The organism is Kitasatospora sp. NPDC056327 (assembly GCF_042261735.1).
In the GTDB taxonomy this organism is placed as follows: Bacteria; Actinomycetota; Actinomycetes; order Streptomycetales; family Streptomycetaceae; genus Kitasatospora.
This window is the reverse complement of record NZ_JBHJRC010000280.1, coordinates 1-11,104: the sequence shown is the minus strand read 5'-3', so window position 1 is coordinate 11,104 and position 11,104 is coordinate 1. Positions and strand designations below refer to the sequence as shown.

Here is an 11,104-nt window from a genome sequence, read left to right as displayed (position 1 = left end):
CCCGCGGGGAGGGGGTGACCGGCCTCCGGCGTTCCGCCGGGCCCGCGCAGGTGCCGGGAACGGCTCGAAAGGACCGCTACCGCGCGGTAGTCGGGCGACCGCCCGGCCCGCCCCCGTAGGATCCAGCAGCTGCCGACGACCAGAGATCAGGGAGGCCGTGATGGCCAGGCAGGCCCGGGCGCTGGCGACCCGCCAGACGGTGCTGCGCGCCGCGGCCGAGGTGTTCGACGAACGCGGGTACGCGGGCGCGACCATGGCGGAGATCCTGGAACGGGCCGGCGTCACCAAGGGCGCGCTCTACTTCCACTTCCCGTCCAAGGAGGAGCTGGCGCTCGCCGTGATCGAGGGCCAGGGTGCCTGGCTCGCCACCTGGGAACCCGCCTCCGCCAGCCCGATGCAGACCGTCATCGACCTCGGCTACGCGTTCGCGCACTCGCTGCTGGACGACCCGCTGCTGCGCGGCTCGATCCGGCTGACCATCGAGCACGGCAGCTTCACCCAGCCGCAGATCGGCGCGTACCAGGGCTGGCGGGACGCGGCGCACGAGCTGCTGGAGCGCGCCCTGGACGCCGGCGAGCTCCGACCGGGGGTGCGGCCCGCCGCGGCGGCCGGGGTGATCACCGGCGCGGTGACCGGCATCCAGCTCAGCTCACAGGTGCTGACGGACCGCAGGGACCTGCTGCAGCGGATGGCCGACCTCTGGGCGCTGCTGTTGCCCGGCCTGGTCGAGGCGCACACCCTCGCCCGGCTGGACACCGTCGACCGCGCAGGCACCCGGGTGCCCGTTCCCGGGGTCTCCTGACCCGCGCCTGCCGGCACCGGGTCTCCGGGCACCGGGCCTCCTGTCCGGGGGCGGGACGGCTCAGATCCGGTAGTCCGGCAGCCGGTCGGCCGGGACGAGGGACGGCAGGGCGGCCGACCAGAGGCCGCTGACCGCCGCCGGGGCGAGCCGGCCGGTGCACTCGGCGGCGAACAGGACCAGCCCGGCCGCGAGGGTGGTGAGCAGCCCGGCCGCCTGGTCCCGGTCGAGGCCGGGGCGCAGTTCGCCGGCCGCCGCGGCCCGGTCGAGCAGGGTGCGGAAGACGGCGGTCAGGCTCCACCAGGCGTCCGCCGAGGGCTCCGGCGGCGAGCCGGCCGGCGACACCACCGCGCCCACCCCGCAGCCCGCCGGCCGGCCCCCGAGGCCCAGCAGCACGCCGGCCCGGACCAGCACGTCCTCGCGCAGCAGCCGTGCCAGTTCGTGGGTGAGGTCGACGAGTTCCTGGACGGCCGGCCCGCTGCCGCGCAGCGCGCGCAGCACCGCCAGGCCGATGGTGTCGGCGGCCTCCGTGCGGACCCCGTCGGCAAGCGCCTGCTTGGAGACGAAGTGGAAGTAGAGCGCGCCCTTGCTGACGCCCGCCCTGCGGCTGATGTCGACCAGGCTCGCCGACTCGAAGCCCGCGTCGGCGAAGGTGTCCGCCGCGGCGAGCAGCACGGCCTGCCTGGTGCGCCCCGCCCGTTCCTGCTTAGCCACTCGGCCCCTCCGGCCCCGGCCGTGGCGAGCTCCGGCCCGCCCGGTTGCTTGTCACGGCGCCGTCGTCGATGGTGCGGCGCCCCGTCTGCGGACCGTCGGTGGCGCTCCGCGCCCGCCCGAAACCGCATGGTTGGTATCTAATCTAGCCCCTGTCCGGCCCCCGCCGTCAGGGGGGATCGGGCCCCGCCCGGTGACCGGACCGGGCCGTCCGGACGTTGCCGCAGGCCGGAGCCCGGGTAGCGTGAGAAGCGCGGGCCCGGGCAGGTGACGACCCCTCGGGAGGAGCAGAAACCGGGTGGCCTGTATGTTTTTCCAGGGCCGCCCGCACGGCCTGCCGACCGACACCCGGGAGTGGGCCCAGTCATGCCAGTGTTCACCGCGACGGACGGCGACACCCCGTACCCCCACCCCGCACCCGGCCACCCCGGCGGGACCCGCTACGGCTTCCACGAACGGACCGTCCCGCGCCGCCTGGTGCGCCGCTCCTCGGTCGCCGAGGTGCTCATCACCGGCTGGCAGGCGACCGGCCCCTACGACTTCCTGCTGGGCGCCCAGTGGCCGCGGCTGCACGGCTTCTACCGGCTGCCCGGGGACCGGCACCACGACCCGGTGCTGATGGCCGAGACCCTCCGGCAGGCCGCCCTGCTGATCGGCCACGCCGGGTTCGGTGTCCCGCACGACCACCACGCGGTGCTCGACGAGCTCGGCTACGCGCTCGGTCCGGCGGGTCTGGAGGGCCTCGCGGTCACCGCCGCCCCCACCGAGCTGATGCTCCGGGTCAGCTGCCACGACGTCCGGATGCGCCACGGCCGGCTGGCCGCGCTGCGGGTGCACGCGGAGGTCGAGCGCGACGGCCGTCCGGTCGCCCGCGGCTCCGGCGGGCTGCGGGTCCTCTCCCCCGCCGCGTACGGCCGGCTCCGCGGCCCCGGCCGGGGCGCCGCCCCGCTGCGGCTGCCGGACCAGGCGACCGCGCCGGAGCTGGTGGGCCGTCAGCAGGCCGCCGACGTCGTACTCGGACCGGCGCTGCTGCCCGGCAGCTGGCTGCTGCGCGCGGACGACGCGCACCCGGTGCTGTTCGATCCGATGGACCCGGCACCGGGCCACCTGCCCGGGCGGCTCGTCCTGGAGGCCGCCCGGCAGGCCGCCCAGCGGCTGCACCACCCGGACCGGGTGGTACCGCTGGAGCTGGTCACGTCCTTCCACACCCCGATCGCGCCGGACCGCCCCTGCGTGGTGCGCGCCGTCCGGGAGGCCGGGCAGGAGGGCGGCGGCCGGCGGACGCCGCTGCGGGTCGTGCTGGTGCAGGACGGCCGGACGGTGGCCGAGGCCCGGCTGCTCACCGGGCCGGCCGACGGCGGCCCGGCCGCGGCCACCGGGGGTCCGGCCCGCCGCGGCCTGCCGCTCGCGGGCTGAGCCCGGCGGCGGCCCGACACGGCCGCCGGGTCAGGCGGCCATCAGCGCGGACGGCCGCCCGGCGTGCATCACCGAGAGGTTCTCCGCCAGCCGGCCAGGGTCCTGGGCCAGCCACAGCCGCAGCGCGGCACCCAGCATCGCGCTCGCCGAGCCGATCCGCACGTGCGTCACCTGGGCGATCCGGGCCGCGCCCGGCACCAGCAGGTCGGCCAGCGGTGTCGGCAGCCAGACGGTCAGCGCGCACGGCGCGGGGGCCGCGAGGGCGGCCAGCAGCCGGTGGGCGTCGGCCGGCGAGCTGAGCGTGGGAATGATGTCCAGCAGCCCGTCGGCCACCACCTCGGACACGTCGCTGCGGTGCCCCTGGGCGAGCCGGCGGAGCAGCAGGTGCTCGGCGGCGGTGATTCGGACGGTCAGCATGACCTCGTCGCACTCCATTGCGCGATTTCCTCCTCAGTTCCTCCCCGTGCCGGACCGGGTGGCCGGCACGAACTACCCCTGTCGCACCTCGGCCCGGCTTCCTCGTCTGGAGCGCCGGGCCGGTGGGTGGTTTCCGTTCCGGTCAGACCCCGGCGTAGGAGTGCTTTCCGGTGACGAAGATGTTCACGCCGTAGTAGTTGAAGAGCCAGCACGCGAAGGCGGCGAGCGCCAGGTACGCGGCCTTGCGGCCCTTCCAGCCGGCCGTGGCGCGGGCGTGCAGGTAGCAGGCGTAGGCGACCCAGGTGATGAACGACCAGGTCTCCTTCGGGTCCCACTCCCAGTACTTGCCCCAGGCGGCCTCGGCCCAGATCGCGCCCGCGATGATGGTGAAGGTCCACAGCGGGAAGACCAGGGCGTTGATCCGGTAGGACAGCTTGTCCAGGGTCGAGGCGGCGGGCAGCCGGCGCCAGATCGACGGCGAGGTGCCCAGCGGGCCCTTGGCCAGGCCGGCCGCCATCCGCTTGTCGAAGGAGTCCTTGCCCAGGTAGAGCAGGGTCGCGATGAACGCCGCGTAGAAGGCGCCGCCGCAGACGATCGCGGTGGAGACGTGGATCGCGAGCCAGTACGAGTGCAGCGCCGGGACGAGCTGCTCGGACTCGGTGTACAGCACCTCGGTGGCCACGCCCAGGGTGAGCACGACGGCCAGGGTGACCGGCAGGCCGAGCCAGCGGACCGGCTTCCTCGCGAGCAGCAGCCCGACGAAGGCCGCCGTCATGGCGAGCGCGAAGGCGCAGGAGAACTCGTACATGTTGCCCCACGGCCAGCGGGAGACCGAGAGGCCGCGGGTGAGGACGCCGCCCACGTGCAGCAGGAGGCCGAGGACGGTGAGCGAGACCGCGATCCGGCCGGCCAGGTCGGCCCTCTCGCTGGTACCGGCCGCGCCCGGGCCGTCGACGTCGTCGTCACCGCGCCCGCTGGTCACCACCGTCGCGCCCTCGCCGGCCAGCGCGGTGCGGGTGAGCGTGGTGGTGCCGCCCTTGGCGGAGGCGACGGTGACGGTCACCTTCTTGGCGCCCTTGGCCTTGGCGTCGGCTTCCGCGACGGTCTCGGCCAGGCCCGCCTGTTCGATGGAGCGGACGGCGACGGCGCCCTTCGCGCCGAAGGTCCACTCGAACATGTAGGCGAACATGGCGATCAGGTAGACCGCCATCGCCGAATAGATGAGCTTGTTGGACAGGTCGGCCAGCTGCGGGTCGACCGACGAGGCGAGGTGCACCGTCTACTCCTTGGAGTTCAGGTCGGCGGGGACTGCGGATTCTTCGGGTGCTGAGGCCTCGTCGGCCTCCGTGCTGCCGTCGTCGGGCGCGTCACCGGGCTCGTCACCGGGCTCGTCGTCGAGCGCGGGCGCGTCGTCCTGGAGGTCCACCGCGAGCGCCGCCAGCTCCTCGGCGGTCTTCGCCGACTCGCTGCGGCCCAACCCGGCCAGCTCGACCAGGGTCCCGCCGTCCGGCAGGGCGACCGCCCGCACCCAGATCCGGCGGCGCTGCACGAACAGCGAGCCGATCAGGCCGAGGATCGCGGCCACCGCGCCGACCAGGGCGATCGCGTTGCCCGGTCGGTGCGAGACGTTGAAGCTCGCCCACTGCTTGTAGCCCTCGAAGGTGACCGACCCGTAGCCGTCCGGCAGGTTCCAGCCCTGGCCGGGCTTCAGCCGGGCCTTGGCCGGCTCGCCGTCCTGCTGGAGCTGGGTCAGCTTCTTGGTGTTGAGCTGGTAGATGTTCTGCGGCAGGCCGGAGTCGGTGCCCAGGTCGCCCGCGTAGACGTTCAGCACCAGCGCCGGGTCCGCGTCACCGGGGAACAGCGAGCGCGGGCCGGTGTTCTTGTCGAAGGCCACCGGGGCGGTCGGCAGGAAGAAGCCGGAGAGGCCCAGCTGGGTCCGCTGCCCGTCCTTCTCGCCGTAGTCGGAGACCTTGATGACGCCGGTCGAGGTGAGGTTGCCGTCCTGCGGCAGGAACGGGGTCGCCCCGGTGTAGACGACGTCGCCCGCGGCGTTGCGGACCGTGATCACCGGCGCGTAGCCGTGGCCGATCAGGAAGAACTTGCTGCCGCCGATCTCCAGCGGGTGGTTGACCTCGATCTTGCCGCGCTTCAGCTTCGACGGGTCGCTGCCCTCGTAGTACTCGACGCCCGCGGTGAACTGCCGCGCGCTGCCGATCTGCGAGCCGTTGTTCTGGAACTTCGAGGTGAAGGTGTCCAGCTTCACGTAGAACGGGTCGAGGTCGTCGCTGCCGTAGAACCGGGTGCCGGTGAAGTCGTCCAGCTGCGTGATGGTGTTGGAGTAGCCCTCGCCCTCGACCAGCAGCTTGCCGCCGGTGCCGCTGGCCAGGCTCGCCCAGGCGAAGCCGCCGAGCAGCGCGAACAGCGACAGGTGGAAGAGCAGGTTGCCGACCTCGCGCAGGTAGCCCTTCTCGGCCGCCACCGCGCCGCCGTCCAGGTGCGCCCGGAACCGCCGCCCGCGCAGCAGCCGGTGGGCGGCGGCGTTGACGGTCGCGGCGTCCGCGTCCGTCCGCCAGGCCGCGTACACCGGCATCCGGGTCAGGTTGCGCGGCGCGGCCGGCGGCTGCGCGCGCAGCACGCCGACGAACTGCCAGGTGCGCGGGACGATGCAGCCGGCCAGCGAGACGAACAGCAGGATGTAGATCGCCGAGAACCAGACCGAGCTGTAGACGTCGAACAGCTGGAGCTTCTCGTAGATCGGCGCGACCGTGGTGTGCTGCGCCTTCCAGGCCTCCGCCTTGAACTGGTTCTGGCCGTTCTGCGGGATCAGCGAGCCCGGAATGGCCGCCAGCGAGAGCAGGAACAGCAGGATCAGCGCGACCCGCATCGACGTCAGCTGGCGCCACATCCAGCGCAGCCAGCCGAGCACGCCGATGCCGGTGGGGCCGTCGGACTCGGCCGGGGCGGTGGTCAGCCGCTCGGCCGCTTCCTCGGCCGCGCCCGGCGCGGCGGCCCCGCGCTCCTCGCGCTCGGTCGTGGTCTTGGTCACGGGTCAGATTCCGATCTGGAAGTCGGCGAACTGGTTCTGCAGGTCACTCACCATCGAGTCCCAGACCCCGGTGACCAGGAGCAGACCGACCACGACGAGCATGCCGCCGCCGATCCGCATGACGAGCGGGTAGTGCCGCTTGACCCAGCCGAAGGCACCCAGTGCCCGGCGGAAGGCCACCGCGGCCACGATGAACGGTACGCCCAGGCCCAGGCAGTAGACGGTCATCAGCAGGGCGGCGCGGCCGGCGTCCGCCTCGTTGAAGGCGAGCGTCTGGATCGCCGACATCGTCGGGCCGAGGCAGGGCGTCCAGCCGACGCCGAACACCACGCCCAGCATCGGCGCGCCGAGCAGGCCGACGGCCGGGCGGCGGTGCGAGCGCAGCTCGCGCACGCTCAGCCCGGGCACCAGACCCATGAAGGCCAGGCCCATGACCACGGTCACCGAGCCGAGCACGATCGAGATGACCCGCTTGTGCTCCAGGAGCGTCTGGCCGAAGAAGCCGAACAGCGCGCCGCCGGAGACGAACACGGCGGTGAAGCCGACGACGAACAGCAGCGCGCCCGCCAGCATCCGGCCGCGCCGGGCGCCGCGGGCGTCCGCGAGGTCCGAGGCGGAGAAGCCGGTGACGTACGACAGGTAGCCGGGGACCAGCGGGAGCACGCAGGGCGAGAAGAAGGACACCAGGCCGGCCGCCAGCGCGATCGGCGCCGCCATCAGCAGCGCCCCGCTCTGGATGGTTCCGGTGGTGTCGGCGAGCTGGAGCGTCGCGCTCACTTCTGCTGCTCCGCCACGATCGGCCGGAGCATCGATTCCAGGGCGTCGTCGGTCTGGCCGCCGACGGCCCGGGCGGCCAGCCTCCCGTCCCGGTCGACCACCAGGGTGGTCGGGATGGACTGCGGGTTGAGGCTGCCCTTGGGGAACTTGAGCAGCTGGGCGCCGGCCGGGTCGTAGATGCTGGGGAAGGTGACGCCCTTCTCCTGCTCGAAGCGGACGGCGTTCTTGATCTCGGTGTCGCGGGTGTTGATCCCGAGGAACTGCACGCCCTGGTCCTTGTACTTCTCCCAGATCCGCTGGAGGTCGTCGGCCTCCGAGCGGCACGGGCCGCACCAGGAGCCCCAGACGTTCACCACGACGACCTTGCCCCGGTAGTCCGAGAGCTTGGCCGGGGTGCCCTCCAGGGTGTCCCCGCCGATGTCCGGCGCGTCCTGGCGCTTGCCGACGGCGGCGGTCGAGATGTTGCTGCCCTTGGCGGTGACGAAACCGATCTGCCCGTCACCGCTGGCCGAGGAGCCGGAGGAGCTGCAGGCGGTGAGGACCAGCGCGGCAGCGGCGGTGGTGACCGCGGCGGCGGCGACACGGGGACGGGGGCGCGTCATGCCAGACATGTGAAAAGTTTCGCATGGAGTCGCGGGCGGGCCCCGGGGGGTCCGGCGTTCTCTGCCGGACCCCCTCTGACCTGCGGCGGGACCATCGGCCCTGGTGTCGCGGGAGTGTGACCCAGGTCTTACTCACACGGTTTTTACGCCGGATCGGGAACCATGGGCACCGTTCCGCTCGTCCGGGCTCCCTCGGCGTACCCGGAATCACCGCACCCCGCGGCCGGGTTCAGGCGCCGAAGCTCTTGCCCACCGGCTTGCTCTTGCCGCCCTTGCCGACCAGGTGCGCCGGCAGCAGGTCGCGGGCCGGCTCGCGGTAGCCGACCGAGACGATCCGGTCCCCCTCGTAGGTGAAGCTGGTCAGCGAGGCCAGCGAGCACTGGCGGTTGCGCGGGTCGTGCCAGAGCCGGCGGCGCTCCACGAAGGAGCGGACGATCCAGATCGGCAGCTGGTGGCTGACGCAGACCGCCTCGTGCCCGCGTGCGGCGTCCCGGGCCGCGGCCAGCGCGCCCATCATCCGCACCGCCTGCTCCAGGTACGGCTCGCCCCAGGAGGGCTTGAACGGGTTGGTCAGGTACTTCCAGTAGGACGGGTTGCGCAGCGAGCCGTCGCCCACTCCGAAGGTCTTGCCCTCGAAGACGTTCTCCGCCTCGATCAGCCGCCCGTCCGTCGCGAGGTCCAGGCCGTGCGACTTGGCGATCGGCTCGGCGGTCTCCTGCGCACGCTCCAGCGGGGACGCCACCACGTGGGTGATGTCCCGGCCGGCGAGGTCCTCGGCGACCCGGTCGGCCATCTGCCGGCCCAGCTCGGACAGCCGGTAGCCCGGCAGGCGCCCGTAGAGGACGCCCTCCGGGTTGTGCACCTCGCCGTGCCGCATCAGGTGGACGACGGTGATGTCCTTGGCGCTCACTTCTCAGTACTCCTGGGGCTCGGTGTGAGGACTAGGGCGTCTCTTGTGGATCAATGCCGGGCCCGCGACGCCGCCTGTCCGACAAGATCCACAAGACACGCCCTAGGCCGCGGCTTCGGCGGCGGCGCGGGCGGCGGCGGGCAGGGCGGCGGCGATCCGTTCGAGCGCCCGCTCGTCGTGCGAGGCGGAGACGAACCACGACTCGAACGCGGACGGCGGCAGGTAGACGCCCTCGGCGAGCATGGTGTGGAAGAAGGCGGTGAAGCGGAACGCCTCCTGGGTCTTCGCCTCCGCGTAGTTCGTCACGGCGTCCTCGGTGAAGAACACCGAGAACATGTTCCCGGCGGTCTGCAGCCGGTGCGCCACGCCCTCCTTGGCGAGCGCGGCGGAGACCAGCCCGGAGACCTCGGCGGCGACCCGGTCGACGGCCGTGTAGACCTCGTCGGTGCAGTTCCGCAGCTGGGCCAGGCCGGCCGCGGTGGCGATCGGGTTCCCGGAGAGGGTGCCGGCCTGGTAGACCGGCCCGGCCGGGGCGAGGTGGGCCATCACGTCGGCCCGGCCGCCGAAGGCCGCGGCCGGGAAGCCGCCGCCCATCACCTTGCCGAAGGTGAGCAGGTCGGGCGCCCAGCCCTCGTTCGCCGCCTCCAGGCCGTACCAGCCCGCCCTGGAGACGCGGAAACCGGTCATCACCTCGTCGGAGACGAACAGCGCGCCGTTCTCCCGGCAGAGCCGGGCCAGACCGCCGTTGAAGCCCGGCAGCGGCGGGACGACGCCCATGTTGCCGGGCGAGGCCTCGGTGATCACGCAGGCGATCTCGCCGGGGTGGGCGCGGAACGCCTCCTCGACGGCGGCGAGGTCGTTGTACGGCAGCACGATGGTGTCGCCGGCCTGGGCACCGGTGACGCCCGGGGTGTCCGGCAGGCCGAAGGTGGCGACCCCGGAACCGGCGGCGGCCAGCAGCGCGTCCACATGGCCGTGGTAGCAGCCGGCGAACTTCACGACCTTCGCGCGGCCGGTGAAGCCGCGGGCCAGCCGGATCGCCGACATGGTGGCCTCGGTGCCCGAGGAGACCAGCCGGACCTGCTCGACCGGGGCGACCCGGGCGACGATCTCCTCGGCCAGCTCGACCTCGCCCTGCCCGGGCGTGCCGAAGGAGGTGCCCCGCACCACCGCCTGCTGGACGGCGTCGAGGACGGCCGGGTGGGCGTGGCCGAGGATCATCGGGCCCCACGAGCAGACCAGGTCGACGTACTCGCGGCCGTCGGCGTCGGTCAGGTAGGGGCCGGTGCCGGACACCATGAATCGCGGCGTACCGCCGACGGCGCGGAAGGCGCGCACCGGGGAGTTGACGCCGCCGGGGGTGACGACCGAGGCACGATCGAAGAGCGACTGGGACTGGGGTGCTTCGTAGGGGTAGCTCACGGAAGACATGGTCTCAAATCGTGTCCTTCACCTCTGCATGTCGGACCTCATCATCTGGAACGATGATCCGGGCGCCGGAGTCTGTACGGTTATCCGTACAACACGACCCCTGGCTGTGCCGGACGCCCGGACCAGTCAGACTGTGTACCCGGAGTGTCTCCGGAGTCCGGCCGGCCGCGAGGGCGAACGGACGTTCCGGGTCGACGCAGGGGTGTGGAAGAGGACTGCCGCGTACCGCGACTGGGTACGGCGGCGCATGACGGGTAAGGAGCACGTCCGGAGGACACCGGACGTGCGGGGGTCTGTCGATTCCGGCGAATTCCGGTGAGGATGGTCCGAGTGTCCGAGGCGCAGGACGGCCACGACGAGGCCGCGGGTGGCCCCCGCCGGCCCACCGAGGCCGCACGCGGGGGTACGGGAGCGGGAACGGGGCGGGGCGGCCGTGGCCGCGAGAGGCGGGGTGAGGGACGCGTGGGGGTGACGTACAAGTACTTCGGCGCACCCGACCGGGCGACCGCGGCCCGGGTCCCGACCGCCCTCGGTCCGGGCGGGCTCGGGCTGGACGCGGGCGAGCTCGGCTCACTCGGCCGGCTCGGCGACCTGATGGAGACCAGTGGCTCGCCCAACGGCCACCTCTCCACCAAGATCAAACCGGAGACCATGAGCGCCATGGTCCTCACCGGCATCCAGGGCGTTCCGCTGCACCAGGTGCCGCCGCTGGAACTGGTCGTGCTGCACCCGGACTACGCGGTCGTCCAGCTCCCCCAGAACGTCGTCGAGCCGCTGCGCAAGGCGGACGAGACCGAACTGGGCGCCGCCGCCTTCATCTGGTCCACCGTGCCGGACCGCCGGGGGCCGCGGGACGCCTTCGTGATCTACAGCATGCTGCACGAGTGGCAGGACTTCGCGAACCGGCTGCACGAGGCCGGGCACCAGCTGTACTGCCTGGTCTGGCCCTGACGGACGGTCGGCGAACGGGCGGGGGCCCCGGCTCGGTGCCGGGG

11 protein-coding genes are annotated in these 11,104 nt (G+C 73.1%); 3 read left to right on the top strand and 8 right to left on the bottom strand.

The genetic code is table 11. The features are described 5' to 3' along the window. Positions 1–160: 160 nt before the first annotated feature. The gene (locus ACFCX4_RS29475; protein ID WP_376148885.1) at positions 161–802 is read left to right on the top strand and encodes a ScbR family autoregulator-binding transcription factor; all 642 of its coding nucleotides are present in this window, start codon (positions 161–163) and stop codon (positions 800–802) included. 60 nt (positions 803–862) lie between these two features. Here ACFCX4_RS29475 and ACFCX4_RS29470 read toward each other — a convergent pair whose 3' ends face one another. Continuing rightward, complete coding sequence (locus tag ACFCX4_RS29470; protein ID WP_376148882.1) at positions 863–1,513, bottom strand: ScbR family autoregulator-binding transcription factor; 651 nt, start codon at positions 1,511–1,513, stop codon at positions 863–865. 363 nt (positions 1,514–1,876) lie between these two features. On the opposite strand from ACFCX4_RS29470, the gene ACFCX4_RS29465 reads away from it, so the two are divergent. After that, positions 1,877–2,926, top strand: coding sequence for a ScbA/BarX family gamma-butyrolactone biosynthesis protein (locus ACFCX4_RS29465; protein WP_376148879.1), 1,050 nt, complete (start codon positions 1,877–1,879; stop codon positions 2,924–2,926). Between the two features lie 30 nt (positions 2,927–2,956). Here ACFCX4_RS29465 and ACFCX4_RS29460 read toward each other — a convergent pair whose 3' ends face one another. From ACFCX4_RS29460 to hemL, 7 genes are all read right to left on the bottom strand, one after another. Continuing rightward, positions 2,957–3,343 carry a hypothetical protein gene (locus ACFCX4_RS29460; protein WP_376148876.1) on the bottom strand — a complete coding sequence of 129 codons (387 nt, stop codon included), beginning with the start codon at positions 3,341–3,343 and terminating at the stop codon, positions 2,957–2,959. A 142-nt stretch (positions 3,344–3,485) separates the two neighbouring features. Continuing rightward, the gene (gene ccsB / locus ACFCX4_RS29455) at positions 3,486–4,619 is read right to left on the bottom strand and encodes a c-type cytochrome biogenesis protein CcsB (protein ID WP_376148873.1); all 1,134 of its coding nucleotides are present in this window, start codon (positions 4,617–4,619) and stop codon (positions 3,486–3,488) included. Between the two features lie 3 nt (positions 4,620–4,622). Further along, positions 4,623–6,389, bottom strand: a complete 1,767-nt coding sequence (locus tag ACFCX4_RS29450) for a cytochrome c biogenesis protein ResB (RefSeq protein WP_376148870.1) — start codon at positions 6,387–6,389, stop codon at positions 4,623–4,625. Between the two features lie 3 nt (positions 6,390–6,392). Beyond that, entirely contained in the window at positions 6,393–7,166 is a 774-nt protein-coding gene (locus ACFCX4_RS29445) for a cytochrome c biogenesis CcdA family protein (protein WP_376148867.1), read from the bottom strand. Continuing rightward, positions 7,163–7,768 carry a TlpA family protein disulfide reductase gene (locus ACFCX4_RS29440; protein WP_376148865.1) on the bottom strand — a complete coding sequence of 202 codons (606 nt, stop codon included), beginning with the start codon at positions 7,766–7,768 and terminating at the stop codon, positions 7,163–7,165. The genes ACFCX4_RS29445 and ACFCX4_RS29440 overlap by 4 nt, the downstream gene beginning before the upstream one ends. A gap of 229 nt (positions 7,769–7,997) precedes the next feature. Next, positions 7,998–8,645 carry a histidine phosphatase family protein gene (locus ACFCX4_RS29435; protein ID WP_376148888.1) on the bottom strand — a complete coding sequence of 216 codons (648 nt, stop codon included), beginning with the start codon at positions 8,643–8,645 and terminating at the stop codon, positions 7,998–8,000. A gap of 135 nt (positions 8,646–8,780) precedes the next feature. Then, the gene (hemL, locus tag ACFCX4_RS29430) at positions 8,781–10,109 is read right to left on the bottom strand and encodes a glutamate-1-semialdehyde 2,1-aminomutase (protein ID WP_376148862.1); all 1,329 of its coding nucleotides are present in this window, start codon (positions 10,107–10,109) and stop codon (positions 8,781–8,783) included. 321 nt (positions 10,110–10,430) lie between these two features. Between hemL and ACFCX4_RS29425 the strand changes: the two genes are divergently transcribed. Continuing rightward, on the top strand, positions 10,431–11,060 hold the full coding sequence (locus tag ACFCX4_RS29425; RefSeq protein ID WP_376148860.1) for a hypothetical protein: 630 nt from the start codon (positions 10,431–10,433) through the stop codon (positions 11,058–11,060). Positions 11,061–11,104 lie beyond the last annotated feature (44 nt).